The organism is Proteus hauseri (genome assembly GCF_040139125.1).
In the GTDB taxonomy this organism is placed as follows: domain Bacteria; phylum Pseudomonadota; class Gammaproteobacteria; order Enterobacterales; family Enterobacteriaceae; genus Proteus; species Proteus hauseri_B.
In genome coordinates, this window is sequence record NZ_JBEEUB010000008.1 from 169,076 (window position 1) to 183,572 (window position 14,497).

17 protein-coding genes are annotated in these 14,497 nt (G+C 36.6%); 7 read left to right on the plus strand and 10 right to left on the minus strand.

Features of this window, described 5'->3' with window-relative positions; all coding sequences use genetic code 11:
• The first annotated feature begins 70 nt into the window (after positions 1–70).
• Entirely contained in the window at positions 71–595 is a 525-nt protein-coding gene (locus tag ABN099_RS14180; protein ID WP_349464522.1) for an outer membrane beta-barrel protein, read from the plus strand.
• A 77-nt stretch (positions 596–672) separates the two neighbouring features.
• Here the strand turns inward: ABN099_RS14180 and ABN099_RS14185 are convergent, their stop codons facing one another.
• From ABN099_RS14185 to ABN099_RS14195, 3 genes are all read right to left on the minus strand, one after another.
• On the minus strand, positions 673–1,131 hold the full coding sequence (locus ABN099_RS14185; protein ID WP_349464523.1) for a GNAT family N-acetyltransferase: 459 nt from the start codon (positions 1,129–1,131) through the stop codon (positions 673–675).
• 70 nt (positions 1,132–1,201) lie between these two features.
• A complete protein-coding gene (locus tag ABN099_RS14190) occupies positions 1,202–1,735 on the minus strand; it encodes a hypothetical protein (protein WP_349464524.1) in 534 nt (177 codons plus the stop codon).
• Positions 1,720–2,196: a hypothetical protein gene (locus ABN099_RS14195; RefSeq protein WP_349464525.1), complete on the minus strand. Its 477-nt coding sequence runs from the start codon at positions 2,194–2,196 to the stop codon at positions 1,720–1,722. The genes ABN099_RS14190 and ABN099_RS14195 overlap by 16 nt, the downstream gene beginning before the upstream one ends.
• A gap of 21 nt (positions 2,197–2,217) precedes the next feature.
• Here ABN099_RS14195 and ABN099_RS14200 point away from each other — a divergent pair, with 21 nt between their 5' ends.
• Positions 2,218–2,634, plus strand: a complete 417-nt coding sequence (locus ABN099_RS14200) for a hypothetical protein (protein ID WP_349464527.1) — start codon at positions 2,218–2,220, stop codon at positions 2,632–2,634.
• Between the two features lie 103 nt (positions 2,635–2,737).
• Here the strand turns inward: ABN099_RS14200 and chbG are convergent, their stop codons facing one another.
• The 6 genes from chbG to ABN099_RS14230 all read right to left on the minus strand — a co-directional run bounded on the left by chbG (position 2,738) and on the right by ABN099_RS14230 (position 8,099).
• The gene (gene chbG / locus ABN099_RS14205; protein ID WP_349464529.1) at positions 2,738–3,499 is read right to left on the minus strand and encodes a chitin disaccharide deacetylase; all 762 of its coding nucleotides are present in this window, start codon (positions 3,497–3,499) and stop codon (positions 2,738–2,740) included.
• Between the two features lie 40 nt (positions 3,500–3,539).
• A complete protein-coding gene (locus tag ABN099_RS14210; protein ID WP_349464530.1) occupies positions 3,540–4,895 on the minus strand; it encodes a 6-phospho-beta-glucosidase in 1,356 nt (451 codons plus the stop codon).
• 161 nt (positions 4,896–5,056) lie between these two features.
• The gene (gene chbR, locus ABN099_RS14215; RefSeq protein WP_349464531.1) at positions 5,057–5,905 is read right to left on the minus strand and encodes a transcriptional regulator ChbR; all 849 of its coding nucleotides are present in this window, start codon (positions 5,903–5,905) and stop codon (positions 5,057–5,059) included.
• Between the two features lie 10 nt (positions 5,906–5,915).
• Entirely contained in the window at positions 5,916–6,263 is a 348-nt protein-coding gene (chbA, locus tag ABN099_RS14220; RefSeq protein ID WP_349464532.1) for a PTS N,N'-diacetylchitobiose transporter subunit IIA, read from the minus strand.
• A gap of 59 nt (positions 6,264–6,322) precedes the next feature.
• The gene (chbC, locus tag ABN099_RS14225) at positions 6,323–7,681 is read right to left on the minus strand and encodes a PTS N,N'-diacetylchitobiose transporter subunit IIC (RefSeq protein ID WP_349464533.1); all 1,359 of its coding nucleotides are present in this window, start codon (positions 7,679–7,681) and stop codon (positions 6,323–6,325) included.
• A gap of 91 nt (positions 7,682–7,772) precedes the next feature.
• Positions 7,773–8,099, minus strand: coding sequence for a PTS sugar transporter subunit IIB (locus ABN099_RS14230; RefSeq protein WP_349464593.1), 327 nt, complete (start codon positions 8,097–8,099; stop codon positions 7,773–7,775).
• Positions 8,100–8,549: 450 nt separating this feature from the next.
• Between ABN099_RS14230 and ABN099_RS14235 the strand changes: the two genes are divergently transcribed.
• From ABN099_RS14235 to ABN099_RS14250, 4 genes are read left to right on the plus strand one after another with little or no spacing between them, the layout of a single operon-like run.
• The gene (locus ABN099_RS14235; protein WP_349464534.1) at positions 8,550–9,509 is read left to right on the plus strand and encodes a siderophore ABC transporter substrate-binding protein; all 960 of its coding nucleotides are present in this window, start codon (positions 8,550–8,552) and stop codon (positions 9,507–9,509) included.
• Positions 9,510–9,518: 9 nt separating this feature from the next.
• Positions 9,519–10,481 (plus strand): ABC transporter permease, encoded by a 963-nt coding sequence (locus ABN099_RS14240; protein WP_349464535.1) that lies wholly within the window; start codon positions 9,519–9,521, stop codon positions 10,479–10,481.
• Positions 10,468–11,475, plus strand: coding sequence for an iron chelate uptake ABC transporter family permease subunit (locus ABN099_RS14245; RefSeq protein ID WP_349464537.1), 1,008 nt, complete (start codon positions 10,468–10,470; stop codon positions 11,473–11,475). Before ABN099_RS14240 ends, ABN099_RS14245 begins: the two co-directional genes overlap by 14 nt.
• 1 nt (position 11,476) lies before the next feature.
• Positions 11,477–12,232 (plus strand): iron ABC transporter ATP-binding protein, encoded by a 756-nt coding sequence (locus tag ABN099_RS14250; protein ID WP_349464538.1) that lies wholly within the window; start codon positions 11,477–11,479, stop codon positions 12,230–12,232.
• 52 nt (positions 12,233–12,284) lie between these two features.
• Here ABN099_RS14250 and ABN099_RS14255 read toward each other — a convergent pair whose 3' ends face one another.
• Positions 12,285–12,836 (minus strand): TetR/AcrR family transcriptional regulator, encoded by a 552-nt coding sequence (locus ABN099_RS14255; RefSeq protein ID WP_349464539.1) that lies wholly within the window; start codon positions 12,834–12,836, stop codon positions 12,285–12,287.
• Positions 12,837–12,931: 95 nt separating this feature from the next.
• Here ABN099_RS14255 and ABN099_RS14260 point away from each other — a divergent pair, with 95 nt between their 5' ends.
• Positions 12,932–14,434 (plus strand): MFS transporter, encoded by a 1,503-nt coding sequence (locus tag ABN099_RS14260; protein WP_349464540.1) that lies wholly within the window; start codon positions 12,932–12,934, stop codon positions 14,432–14,434.
• Positions 14,435–14,497 lie beyond the last annotated feature (63 nt).

Below are 14,497 nucleotides of genomic sequence, written 5' to 3' on the forward strand. Positions count from 1 at the left end.
AATAAAAATAGGCACATATTAAAACCTATAATATGTGCCTATCTATTTAGTTATATTAATAGGAATTATTATGTTTATTAAAAGAATACCAACTTTATTATTACCAAGCTATTTATTATTAACATCACCCGTTTATGCTGATGATATTCAAAAATTATTATCTGTTGGTTATTCTCATATAATAATAAAAGAAACGCCAAGCTTAAATGGTATAAGCTTAAAATATCAAATGAAAACAGATAGCAATAAAAAAACCGCACTACAAATCGCAGGAACTGTTGCACAAAAATCATTTACCACAGCATATTCAAAAAATAGATATCGTTATGCATCACTTTCTATGGGTCCTGCTTATCGGTTTTCTAACACCTTAGAATTATACGCTACTGTGGGTATTAGCGCCCTTGCTTATCAAGCCAAAAATAACCCAAACGAAAACGATAGTGCTAAATCATTGAGTTGGGGAACCGGCATCACGGTTACTGCAATAAAAAATGTTGCTATTACAATAGGTTATGAAGGTGGTTACTTTAAGATTAACGATATCAGCACACCGACTTACGGTATTTTGGCAAATATTGGTTATTGGTTTTGATTTAATCGTAAGTAATAAGAAGAAGAGTAATACTCTTTAATAAGTTAAAATTTTAAAGTCAGCTTAAATTTTAATCTTCACCTTAAATTAAAGAAATGTTCTGTATTTTCAGCCCGATACATTCTTTTGCTTATTGATGTACAGATAAAACCTTTTGATTTCAAAATGGGTGTTAATTCTATTAGTTTTTCTTGTGCAACCGTGATCAAAACATCAGATGAATCAAAATATTGCAATGATAAATCAATCAATCGACTACCAATCCCTTGCCCTTGATAAATTGGAGAGGTATAGAGCGTACATATTTTATTCTCATAGGTGCTTTTTTTTAGTAAGGCAACACCTAACAGCGATTCACCGTTATGAGCAATAATGGCTTTTCGCTGATTTTCATATGATGGCTGATAAAATTTATACTTTAACCAGTTATCAAAGTCTGGGTACAGCACTGTTATATCACTTAGTAAGTGCTTTATTTGTAATAAAGGGACTTGGCGATCAGATGAAAATAGAGAAGTATAATTTATACTTTCCATATGATTATCCTTTTCATATAAAGCTTATTATTAATAGATTAACTCAATCATATTTTAATTTACTAAAAAGCTAAGTAATAATATTCGTTAATCTTGTTGCAAGTAAACTAGAAACGGTTCCCAAACCTATAATACTCAATATAATGAATGTAATTTCTTTAAACCCCACCTTTCGTGTAATAAATCTAGCAAAAGCTGAGAAATAATCTCTATTTTTATCTAACTTTGTTTTCCAATGATAAATCAACATTTTTGTTTTCACTTTCGTATTTTTATCACAAAGATATTCATTCCATAAGTTATCCTCTAATATTCTACAGCGATCATAAGTTGTATGTCCTATTTTAAATTCTGATGATTCATTCCTAATAAGGAAAAAGTGAACTTTATTAATGCTTCTGCATATCGCGACTTTCTCTCTAATTGTTTTAGGTAAATTACGAGATTCATTTACTCTAAAGTCTACAACTTCACTTTTTTCAAAATAATAAGTGATCAGTGAATCCTTTGATTTGTACTCCCTCGAAATATTATCAATATTTTCTTTTTCTAAAATATACCTAAATCTTAAATACCAATTTCTTTTTTTTATTCTTCTGAGCAATTAAATATTTTATTGGAAAACTTAAGAATTGTTCCAACTTCATCATCTTCACAATGTTCTTCAATTAAGACTCGATTTTCTGATGTTTCATGTGATAAGTTAGTGAAAAATACAATACCTTCACTCTCTTTCTGCTCTGAAAAAACAATGTATTTAGCACTACATTCTCTTATTGGTTTTATACTACTTACATCATTATTAAAAATAGCTGAGATTAACTTTTCATTTTCAACAATTTTATCCCCTAAGGTTGGGATATAACTTTTTATATTATATTTAAAGGGTAAGTAAACATTAATTGAATCAAAACACTTATCTATTCCACTCACTAATATACCAATGTCTAAATAATTTATTTTATCATCATAAAGATGCCAATAATTAAAATGAAGATCTAAAGTCAAGTTATTAGATACATTCTCACTTGAGTTTTCAACCCAAAACGCTAAACTCTGTGTCATTTATAACCATTCCTGATCAAGATGAAAAAAATTATTATCAGTATCAAGCCTAAATATGTTCAAAAGATCTATGATGGTAAGAAAGTTATAGAACTTCGTAAATCTATTGGATTGGGTTTTATACAAAACAATAAGATGTATATTTATAGCTCTTCCCCTAAAAAAGCGATCACTGGTCACGCTTATATCGATAAAATCGAACAAGTTAGTAAGAATGAGATAAAACAGTATTATTTAGATAAAATTGCCATATCGAATGATGAATTAGAAAACTACCTTATTAATGGCAAAAAAGGAATGATGATTTGGTTAAAAGATATCGTTGAATACCAAAAACCGATCTCCCTCGAAAAATTAAAAGAAACAGGTTTCACTGCACCACAATCTTATTGCTATGTTTCAGATGCACTTACATTACTATTAAGTCAAAACACTTAAAAAAACAAAAATGCCTCTGTCTTATTAAAACAGAGGCAAATAAAAACAAAAAATGACTCACACCAGGGCATAACACTAATAAATACGTTTTAAACCAACACCATTACATTAAATCTTTATAAGTCCCTAATTGATATCCTCGCTCTGCTATCGCCTGTTTTAATGACGATCCAGTTAATACTTCAAGCTCAGTTAAACGTTGAAAACAGTAACCGCTCGCGCGCAATGGATTATCAATAAATGCTGGATGCGTCATCACTTCTAAAGAGCGTTCATTTCGCGCTAATGACGCATCGAGTACTTTTAAAAACAGTGCTTGTGATATCTCATCACCATAAAATTGGCTATCAAAGCCCTCACTACTAATAATACCTTGCGTATCGATAGACTCTTTTTTTGCTAAAGGTCTATCAACACGTAAAGGTAATGACTTTTCTTGGGCAAATTGCGCCACTATCGGGAAAATTTGCTTAAACATATGCACATGATGATGACTATCAATATGGTCTGGTTCACGACCAAAAATTTCGATAAAACGCTGATATTGAGCATTTAACTCAATACGTATTTCATCGAGTGGTAAATCACCCGCTTCAGCCATTTGCCAAACCCACTTACCTAGCACACCATCACGCGTTAAAGAGGCTAAAGGAGACAGCGGTTTACCCATTGTCAGCGTAAAATGAAGCCCGACCCCTAAGTGAGGTAATTCTTTACGTAATTGCGCAGCATGTTCAATGCCCTCGGCATTAACTAATGCTGTTGTTGATGTCACCACACCATAACGATGACACTCTGCAATACCATAGTTTTGACCTTTACTTAGTCCGAAATCATCTGCATTAACAATCAATAGATGCGCCATTTTGTCTCCTGTTTTACTTATTTCAGCATCACTTTAGTGATTAGTGAGTCTCTTTTTCTAGTTGTGCTATCGCGTTAGCAAAATTAGGTAAATGCGCTTTATGTGCCAATAATAATTCTCGCGTTAATACCTCAGCATCTTTATCTGAAAGTACCAATGGCGTTAAATTCATTGCTAACAATGCATCATTTAATTCACCCGTTATTGCCGCTTTACTTGCCGCAATTTCAAAGCCTTTAATGGTATGAATTAATCCCATCACTTTCTCATCAAAATGCGTGATACGTGGGTGGGGTTTAGCGCCATCACGACCTAAAATTGCCGTCACCTCTATCGACCAATCAGCCGGAATATTATCAATATGCCCATGATGTGGAATATTGACATAATGCTCTGCCTGCTTGTCATTATAGATAGCATTAATAACTTCACATGCCGCGTCGGAGTAATATGCACCACCACGTAATTCCAGCTCTTTTGGTTTGATATTTAAGTCAGGATCTTTATACAACTCAAACAGCTGTTTCTCTACTTTTTGCACCACTTTGGCACGAGCACCACCTTTATAATATTCACCCATTTCAATCGCGAGCATCTCTTTTTGCTTAAAGTAATACAGTAAGTAAGAGCAAGGCAGCATATTTAACGAACGAATGAGACCTTCACTAAATGGTAAATCAAAAATATTTTTTACCGAACCTGCGGTTAATGTGCCAGAAGCAACACCATCTAATAACTCAGGGAAACGAGACTGACCATTCACAATCACATCTTTAATAAACACCATGTGATTTAAACCAAATAGATCAATAGAAAGCTCATCTTTATCCGTAAGATTCAAAACATCGGTAATAAACATCTTCATACCAATAGGAATATTACAAACACCAATAAACTTCTTAAATTTGGTATGTCGATAAACAGCTTCTGTTACCATTCCTGCTGGATTGGTGAAGTTAATTATCCACGCATCTGGGCAAATTTCTTCTACGTCTTTAATAATGTCGAAAATAACTGGAATGGTACGTAAACCTTTAAACAAGCCACCAGCACCATTAGTTTCTTGACCCAAATATCCATGACTTAACGGTATAGACTCATCAAGCTCTCTGGCTTTTAACTGCCCTACACGTAATTGTGTTGTAACAAAATCCGCGTTTTTTAATGCTTCACGGCGATTAAGTGTTTTATGGATGGTTAGAGGAATACCCGCTTTTTTAACCATACGCTGGCAAAGCTCAAAAATAATATCGAGCTTCTCTTTACCTTCGGCAACATCCACTAACCACAGTTCTGTAATTGGTAATTCATGGTAGCGCTTAATAAAACCTTCTAATAATTCAGGGGTATAGCTACTTCCACCACCAATGGTAACCACTTTTAACTTATGACTCATAAAATACTCCCATACAGCACAGTGATGCTGTTATTTGTGTATTAATGGTAAATTTCAGGCGTAAAAAGCCCTTAAGAAAAATCAATTAATTTTCCTTTTTATTTCAATGGCTAAATAAAAATAACTTATTTATTAATTAAATTTTTACGCTTAATAACGAATTAATTTGTTTCTTTAATACTGTATAAATTTTTCCGATAATTATTTGGTGTTAGTGAGGTTATCTTTTTAAATGTTTTAATAAATAAACTTGGGCTGCTATAGCCAGAATCAAAAGCAATATCCGTTACCGAATAGTTGGTTATTTCCAACTGTTTTTTAGCGAAATTAATTCTAATATCATGAATAATTTGCATTGGTGTTTTATCATAATAACGTCGCGTTGCTCTGGTTAAATACTCTTGTGATTTCCCTGATAACATCACCATATTAACTAAAGCATTTTCCCCAAACTTCTGCTTATCATGCATCTCTCCTACTGTATCTCGTAACCATAACGGAATATCATCTTCAATATGGTTATCTTTATAGTGCCGTAGGCGATTGACCACATTAAAAGTGACTATTTCGATAAATTCATTAAATTCGGTATGACGAAAATTTAATGAGCTAATAACAGATTCAATATAAGAGAGAAACTCATTTTTTAGTTCATAAACTTGTGATGCGATAAAATAAGAGGGTAATAAAGATAAATAGTGTTTTTCAAAAAAAGATTTACTAATACCCACATTTAAAATACGAGTTGCACCAAATTCATAAAAACTTTGGTGATGAGAGCCGATAGGAATAAAGACAAAATCCCCTCGTTCTAATAAAATCTTCTTTCCATTTATCTCTTGATAATAACGCCCAGTTAAAACAATGGTGAATTCATAATAATCATGTTGATGCAGCCCGCTAACACTCTCGGTTTTATTATAAATAAATACATGAAAGTTTTTTCCATTAAAGAGTTGGTTTTCATAAACCATTCTTATTTCTGGTTGAGCTCTTAATAACTGCACCACAGTATTCACCTTATTTTATCTTCTCATGTAACTCGATAAGCTCTGTGACTAATTCTCTCGCTAACATTGAGGTCATTAAATGGTCTTGTGCATGTACTAATACCAAGCTCACTTTGGTTTTTCCTACTCCTTGATCATCACCAATCAAGCGGGTTTGAATTTTGTGTGCCTCATTTAACGCTTCACGAGATTGCTCCATCAATTTTTTAGCGCCCTCAAAATCACCTTCTTTGGCTTTTTTTAATGCACCATAAGCTACACTGCGAGCTTGTCCCGAATTAATGATAAGACCCATGATGATTTCTTCAAATTCATCTTCTGTTGCAGAACCACCTACCGCATTTTCAATATCTAACATCGTGTTTCCTCTTTGACTTTTAGGTGCAGAGAAAACTCTGCACCTATTTTTTCTATAACTTAAAACTTCAATGCATTGGCAATATCTTCTTCACTCTCTTCTTTCTCAATCTCGCTTTGTGCTTTGTTTGAGATAATGACAAAAGGTAAGTAGAACACGGTTGCGACACCAAGGTTAAACAGTGCTAGTAATAATGCAGCAATGCTTCCGTTGGTATTAAAGAATGCCCCAAGCCCCGTTGGCATTGTCCATGGCGCAATATTGGTAACTGGTGGGATAATCCCCAAATAATAAGCCGTGACAGTAATTGCTGCTAAAACTGGCTGAATAAGAATAAAGGGAATAAACATTACTGGGTTCATGATGACAGGCAGACCAAAAATAATCGGCTCATTAATTTGGAATAGACCTGCTGGCAATGCCAGTTTTGCAACTTGACGATGATCAGCACGACGTGACGCGATAAAGATAGCAATAATAAGCCCCAATGTTGCCCCTGTACCACCTAAGAAGATAAAGGAGTCTAGCATTGGTTTAGCCCACAAGTGGAAGCTCTTACCTGCAGCTAATGCCGCGTCAACAGAACCATATTCGGTATAGATTGCCACGTTCTCTAACGCCCAAGGCGTCATAATACCACTATCAAGTGCTGCGAGTGCTAACGAACCGTGAATACCGAAGAACCACAGCAGTGAAGTGAAAATCACATATGCCCAACCAACAACAGCTCCCATAGAAGCTAATGGTGTTGAAATTGAATCTAAAATGATTTGATGGAAATGCGTTTCATAGTGTGCAAGTCCCCAAGAGATAATTCCCATTATTGATAAAATAATAAAGCCAGGAATTAACGCAGAGAAAGAGCGAGAAACAGAGGCTGGTACGCTATCTGGTAATCGAATAACCCAATTACGACGCACAATAAAGGTAAACATTTCGGCAACTGCAATCCCGATAATAATACCGGAGATAATATTTGCACCACCTAACCAGTTAGCCCCAACCGCATAAGCGCCACCCGCATTATAAGGAGTGACCGTCATAAAGGCGGCAATAGAGAGTAATCCTGCAGCAATGGGGTCTACTTTGCGCTCTTCTGCCAATGCCATCCCAATAAAGAACGGCGCCATTAATGACATTATGCCCAATGTACCATTATAGACATTCCCCCCAATCGCTTTAAAACCATTGAGTGTTTCTATTGTTGATGCATCAAGTCGAATACCAAGAGAATAGAAGAAGGAGCCATCACCAAAACTAAGAAAAACGTTATTGATAAGAACAAACATTGCCCCTGCTAGGGTTAACGGCATTAAACGGATAAAACCATTTTTAATGGCGTTGACATGAGGTTGCTTTCCAATTTTAACCGCAAAAGGAAGGAGTACCTTTTCAAGTGAACCAATGAACTTACTCATAGAAAAATACCCTTAAAATGCCGCTAACAGCACGGCTAGCTGAAAAATTCACTCTTTGACTGAAATAAAAATAAAATTTAAAAAGAAAAAATTAATTTGTTGGTGCTACTGCTTTTTTAATGGAGGCAACGGCGGCTTTTAGCACACCTAAACCATCCACTTTTCCATATAACAAAGAGTCGATAACTTCGACGGGTTTATTGGGTAATAATTTTTGAATATCTGAAAGCATCCAACCGATTTGAGGTCCAAGTAAAATAAGGTCAGCTTCCTGCCCTTTTTGCCCCGCTAATGTTTCAGGAAATGCTTCAATCACGACAGGAACATCATATTTTTCTGCTTGCGCGCGCATTTTTGTAACCAAAAGAGATGTTGACATGCCGGCAGAACAAAATAGATAAATATATTTCTTTTGCATAAAACCCTCTTGAGTTGCAACGAGTTGCCCTAGAGATAACCACGCTTTCTCATGTGCATTCATTACTGTGTCAGTACAGAAACAGAAGTAAGATTAAAATAGGGATTGTTTCTGCTTGAATAAAGTATACGCAATGATACTAGGTAACGATATTTCCTAGCAGATTAGAATTGTCTCTCCTTGACCTACTCTTTTGACGCCCTTCACAAATTGAGCAAATACTCTTTAGTTTTCTACTTGTTTATCGCCTTTAAGCATCAACCAAGCCCATATGATCTACACAAAGAATAGCCATTTTAATCAAGTTAATTCTTTATTATTATGAGAATGTGAATTAGTATCATTATTCTTTAGCATTTTAATGTTATCATCACTTCTTTGTGACCCGTCTGTTACGGTCACGGTTGTAGGAAACCGTCTATTTTGTGTTGCAACAATATGAGAAAGAGAATGTTTAAAAAATCATTAAGCCCACTATTTTTACTGCTTTCTACACTTGTTATCGCGGGTTGTGATAACGCACAAGACACATCAACGACTCAGTCTGCTGAGAAAAAAACCATCACCATTGAACATTTTCAAGGGACAACCGAAATCCCAGCACATCCACAAAAAGTGGTTGTAATGAATATGGAAACCTTAGACATCATCGATGCGTTAGGTGTGCCTATTGTTGGGCTTCCACAGACGAATGTTCATTTACCTAAATTTTTAGAAAAATACATCAATCCAAACGACTATATCAACGAAGGCGCATTATTTGAGCCTAACTACGAAAAACTGAGCAACACCGCACCTGACCTTATCTTAAGTGGAAGTCGTGCTCGTGATGCGTATGCCAAATTAAGTGAAATTGCCCCGGCTATTTCGATGGATATCGACCCTAAACGTTTTGTTGAAAGCCTGTCAGAACGCACAACAGAACTCGGTCAAATTTTTGGCAAAGAAGAACAAGCTAAAAAATTACTTGCTGATTTCAATAGCAAAATTGATACCGTTAAAGCGAAAACACCTGATGCAGGTAAAGCAATGGTGGTATTAGTCAGTGGCGGAAAAATCTCTGCTTATGGTCCAGGCTCTCGCTTTGGCTTTATCTATGATGTATTAGGTTTTGAACCTGCTTATGCTTTTGAAAGCCCAGGTTCACACGGTAATATCGTTAACTCTGAATTATTACTGAAATTAAACCCAGACTGGATGTTTGTCATTGACCGCGATGCCGCAATTGGTCGTGAAGATTCACAACCTGCACAGCAAGTTTTAGATAACGCACTGGTTAGAAAAGTGAATGCTTGGAATAAAGACCAAGTTATCTACCTTGATTCAAGCTCGATTTATATTTCAGGCGGAATTCAGACGTATTCTCGCTTAATGGATACTATTAATCAGGCTTTAGATAATAAAAAATAAAATAACTGAATGAAAACGTTCCATTTATCATTGGGGGTAGGAATTGTTGCTATCCTCTCAATGATCAGTCTATTTATCGGCGCAGGAGATATTACTCCTGCTTCGCTTTTTACTGATCCCGATATGCGCGATATCTTTTTTATCAGCCGTGTTCCAAGAACCCTATCATTATTACTTGCTGGTGGTGCAATTAGTGTTGCTGGATTGATTATGCAACTACTAACACAAAATCGCTTTGTAGAACCTTCTCTTGCGGGAACCACTCAATCTGCCAGTCTGGGTTTATTAGTGGTGATGCTGTTATTCCCAGCAGCCGGTATCTTTACCAAAATGATGGTAGCAACCGTATTTGCCATGCTTGGTACGATACTGTTTATGATGCTACTGCAAAGAATAACCCTAAAAACCACGCTCATTGTTCCTCTTGTTGGCATTATGCTGAGTGCGGTTATTGGTGCACTAACCATCTTTTTAGCTGTCTATTTTGATTTACTGCAATCATTAGATGCATGGACAAGTGGCGATTTCTCTAGCGTACTACAAGGTCGTTATGAACTTCTTTGGTTAGTAGGCGCATTGGCATTAATGGCGTGTTGGGTTGCAGATAGTTTTACGGTCGCCGGAATGGGTCGCGAATTCTCAATTAACGTTGGGTTAAATTACCGTAAAGTGATGATAATTGGTCTGTCGATTATCGCATTAATTAGTGGTGTCGTGGTTTCCGTTGTTGGTGCGTTGCCGTTTCTTGGTTTGATTGTGCCAAATCTAGTGAGCTTAGTAATGGGTGATAATATCCGTAAAACCATCCCTTGGGTCTGTTTAAGTGGTGGAGCAATAGTTTTACTTTGTGATGTTATTGGTCGCCTGATTCGCTATCCCTTTGAAATTCCAGCCAGTGTAATTTTAGGGGCTGTTGGTGCAGTGATTTTTCTGTTCTTATTACTAAAGCAGCAACGTTATGCAAAAAGTTAATTCATCACTTATCAGCAAATGTACAGGCGCCGCATTACGCGAGAAAAAGCGTCTGTCGCCTATCACCCGAATTTGGTTATTACTTGGTGCCTCGTTACTCGCTATCGCTCTGTTTATGTCAATTAATCTAAGCGGTAATATCGCTTATATTTTGACACACCGCGCTTATATTGTGCTGACAATGATTATTGTCGCTTTTTCCGCAGGTGTTTCGACCATACTGTTTCAAACTATCGCCAATAACCGCATTCTCACCCCATCATTAATGGGATTAGAAGCACTGTTTGTATTACTACAAACTCTGTTTGTCTTTTTTGAAAGCGACATGCCTGCATCGTGGATGCTTAATATCACCAAATTCTTTATTGAATCAGCGTTATTGGTGTTATTTTCTGTGTTGCTTTACCGTTGGTTATTTAGTTCGGTTCGCTTTAACATCAACTTAGTTTTGATGATTGGTATTATTCTAGGGACTCTCTTTCGCAGTTCCGCCACTTTATTACAGCGTTTAATGGACCCTAACGAGTTCTCTATTTTACAAGGTCGTATGTTTGCCACCTTTACCAGAGCAACGCCTGATCTTATCTTCTGTGCATTAGCCATTATTGTCGTTGTGGGCGTGTTACTTTGGCGTATGCGCTATAGCTTTGATGTTATGGCATTAGGTCAAGCCAATGCCATTAACCTTGGAATTAATTACCGTAAACAGACTACCTATATCCTGCTGTTAATCTCTGTACTCGTCGCTGTTTCTACCGCATTAGTTGGACCGTTAACCTTCTTAGGATTAATTGTTGCAAACCTTGCTTATCATATTAGCGGCAGCAGCCAACACCGTTTTCTTATGCCTGTTGCCTTTTTACTGGGCACAATCGCCTTAATCGGTGGACAGCTAGTATTAGAATACGGTTTGAAAATGACAGGTACGCTTTCTGTTGTCATCGAGTTTATTGGTGGGATGTTCTTTATCTATTTGGTATTAAGAAGACTTTAACATGATTGAAATCAGCAAAATATCGAAACACTATCAAGACATAACTGTGCTAGATAACATTACAACAACGATTCAACGTGGCGGTATTACTTCGATCATTGGTCCTAATGGCGCAGGTAAATCTACGCTCCTTTCTGTTATTGGACGCTTATTAATTCCAGAAAGTGGCATGGTCAGTGTTAATGGTATGGATGTTGCGGCAACAGATAGCGATGTGCTTGCAAAAAACTTATCTATTCTACGCCAAGAAAATCAGTTTGTTAGCCGTTTAACCGTAGAAGAGTTAGTCGGTTTTGGTCGTTATCCTTATAGCAAAGGTCGCCTTACCCTTGAAGATAAAAAAGTCATTGATGAGTCGTTAGATTTTTTAAATCTAAATGAATTTCGTCACCGTTATCTTGATGAGTTATCGGGTGGACAGCGCCAACGCACTTATGTGGCAATGGTACTTTGCCAAGATACTGAATATGTTATGCTTGATGAACCGCTCAATAACCTTGATATGAAACACGCGGTAATAATGATGAAACTTCTGCGAAAAGCCGCCGATGAGTTAGGAAAAACCATCATTATTGTGATCCATGATATCAATTTTGCTTCAGTTTATTCTGACTATATTTTAGCAATGCGTAACGGGCAGCTCTATTATCATGGTTCACCAAAAGAGATCATGAAAGCTGAAATTATTGAAGATATTTTTGATACACCCGTTGAAGTCAAAGAGCTTGATAACAAGCTCATCGCGATGTATTACTGATCCAATAAATACTAAAGCATGTTATTTTCATCTTAAATAACATGCTTTTTTATTATTTTTTTTCTGCTTGAATAAGTGTTGAGTTGATGTCTTCAAATATTGATTGCCATTCATTATCATCAATATCCATCAAGCCAAAATAGCGCAATAAAAAGGTACCTTCTGTCGCTAAAAATGCCAATCTTGCACGTTTCCCTGCTTCTGTTGCGGTATCTAAACCCGTTAATCGTTGTTGATACCACTCTTTTGTACTCTGCAAATATTCAGGCGTTTGCAGTAGTGCAGCCATTAAACTGGCACCTTTAGCAAAAGAGACTTGGTCATGGTTATGAGTTGCATACATATGGGCAAAAACACGGTTTTCTGGTGAGTTTTCTTTCGCCGCAATTTCATTAAATCGCGCGTCATAACCACCTTCCCAATGTTCAAACATTGCATCAATCATCGCTTCTTTGCTACTAAAGCAATATTGAACTCCCCCTTTTGAGATCCCCATTTTTTTAGCAACTGTATCTATCGTTAATGCCGCAGCACCCTGCTCCATTACGATATCAAAAATGGCCTCAAGCAATTTATCTCTATCAATTGTTCTTTGACGTCCCATTTTTAAAAAACCCCTTTTCAATACGTTCGTATGGATTTATATTATAGCCATTCGCACCAAATAAGTACTTATAATAATAACTGAGATTTTTTTGTATGATGAGAGATTATAAACGCTGGATAGTATTACTTTTAGTATCCAGTATGCTTTTTCTAATCGTTGTTGATGTCACGGTGCTATATACCGCATTGCCGCGTTTAACCCATGATTTAAACGCTAGTGCTTCAGAAAAATTATGGATAATAAATGCATATCCCTTAATGGTAGCGGGGCTTTTACCCGCTGCGGGTATGTTAACGGACAGAATTGGTCATAAAGCCTTATTTATTAGCGGATTACCGCTATTTGCTATCGCTTCTCTTTGTGCTGCATTTTCACCTACAGCGACGGCTCTAATTGCTTCTCGTGGCTTTTTAGCTGTTGGAGCAGCAATGAGTATGCCCGCCACGCTTTCAATAGTTCGCCAAGTATTTAGTGACTCACAAGAGCGTGCGGTTGCTATCGGTATTTGGTCGGCAGTAGCTTCTGGTGGCGCGGCTTTAGGACCTTTAATTGGTGGTGCTTTACTCAATAACTTCTGGTGGGGTTCGGTCTTTTTAATTAATGTTCCGATAGTGCTACTGGTTTTACCTTTTGCCATTTGGCTTATTCCTCAATATGCCGGTCATGGTAAACATAAAATAGATTACTTAAGTTCTCTGCTTATTCTAGTTGGTTTAGTCAGCGCAATTTATGCATTAAAAGAGATTGGTAAACCTTATACACAATGGAATGAAGCGGCTATCGCAACAATAACTGCCGTTATTTTTCTAACTATTTTTACCTTACGCCAAAGAAAACAACACCACCCAATGATTGATTTTGGGTTATTTAAAAATCGATTTTTTAGTATTGGCATCACTATGGCAGTGCTTTCAATGGTGATTATTGTTGGTATCGAATTATTGCTAAGTCAACGCTTACAACTAGTTGCAGGCTTTACCCCTTTAAATGCCGCCTTGATTATTTTACCTATTCCAATAGGCTCCGTTTTAGCATCCCCATTAACAGGTTATTTTTTAGCTCGATTAGGTGAAGTTAGACTTATTATTGCTGGATTCACTCTTACATTAATCGGTAATCTTTGGTTAATTGCGGTTTATCAAGCGACCTCGCCCATGGTGTTAATCGGCTGTCTATTTTTAGTCGGATTTGGCTTAGGGGTCATCTTTACCACCGCATCCACTTCAATTATGTTAAGTGTTGCGGATAAACAAGCTGGTATGGCAGCGTCTATTGAAGATGTGGCTTATGAATTAGGCAGTGTAATTGGCGTAACCTTTATGGGAAGCCTAATGAGTACTGTATACACCTTAAAATTGGTATTACCTGACTCATTAACAGTAAATCGCGTCGCTTATGACAGTTTAGATGAAGCGCTCATTGTCGCTGAAAAACTACCAGACACCGTATCAACACTATTAATTACTCAAGCCAATACCGCTTTTGAGCAAGCCTTTTTAGTCGTTTTAATTGCCACTGCGATTATTACCGCACTCAGTTTACTCTTTTTGCCTTATTGTTTACGTAATACGGTGAGGAAAACCTGCTTAAATTAGCAAAGATATTATGCAAAATAAACGCGCCGAAATGGCGCGTTTTTAATGACTAACGGATATCTT

Excerpts from the sequence above, each read along its gene's own strand:
- ABN099_RS14180 (WP_349464522.1), top strand. The coding sequence starts at position 71 with ATGTTTATTAAAAGAATACCAACTTTATTATTACCAAGCTATTTATTA.
- ABN099_RS14185 (WP_349464523.1), bottom strand. The coding sequence starts at position 1,131 with ATGGAAAGTATAAATTATACTTCTCTATTTTCATCTGATCGCCAAGTC.
- ABN099_RS14195 (WP_349464525.1), bottom strand. The coding sequence starts at position 2,196 with ATGACACAGAGTTTAGCGTTTTGGGTTGAAAACTCAAGTGAGAATGTA.
- ABN099_RS14200 (WP_349464527.1), top strand. The coding sequence starts at position 2,218 with ATGAAAAAAATTATTATCAGTATCAAGCCTAAATATGTTCAAAAGATC.
- chbG (WP_349464529.1), bottom strand. The coding sequence starts at position 3,499 with ATGGCGCATCTATTGATTGTTAATGCAGATGATTTCGGACTAAGTAAA.
- ABN099_RS14210 (WP_349464530.1), bottom strand. The coding sequence starts at position 4,895 with ATGAGTCATAAGTTAAAAGTGGTTACCATTGGTGGTGGAAGTAGCTAT.
- chbA (WP_349464532.1), bottom strand. The coding sequence starts at position 6,263 with ATGTTAGATATTGAAAATGCGGTAGGTGGTTCTGCAACAGAAGATGAA.
- chbC (WP_349464533.1), bottom strand. The coding sequence starts at position 7,681 with ATGAGTAAGTTCATTGGTTCACTTGAAAAGGTACTCCTTCCTTTTGCG.
- ABN099_RS14230 (WP_349464593.1), bottom strand. The coding sequence starts at position 8,099 with ATGCAAAAGAAATATATTTATCTATTTTGTTCTGCCGGCATGTCAACA.
- ABN099_RS14235 (WP_349464534.1), top strand. The coding sequence starts at position 8,550 with ATGTTTAAAAAATCATTAAGCCCACTATTTTTACTGCTTTCTACACTT.
- ABN099_RS14240 (WP_349464535.1), top strand. The coding sequence starts at position 9,519 with ATGAAAACGTTCCATTTATCATTGGGGGTAGGAATTGTTGCTATCCTC.
- ABN099_RS14245 (WP_349464537.1), top strand. The coding sequence starts at position 10,468 with ATGCAAAAAGTTAATTCATCACTTATCAGCAAATGTACAGGCGCCGCA.
- ABN099_RS14250 (WP_349464538.1), top strand. The coding sequence starts at position 11,477 with ATGATTGAAATCAGCAAAATATCGAAACACTATCAAGACATAACTGTG.
- ABN099_RS14255 (WP_349464539.1), bottom strand. The coding sequence starts at position 12,836 with ATGGGACGTCAAAGAACAATTGATAGAGATAAATTGCTTGAGGCCATT.
- ABN099_RS14260 (WP_349464540.1), top strand. The coding sequence starts at position 12,932 with ATGATGAGAGATTATAAACGCTGGATAGTATTACTTTTAGTATCCAGT.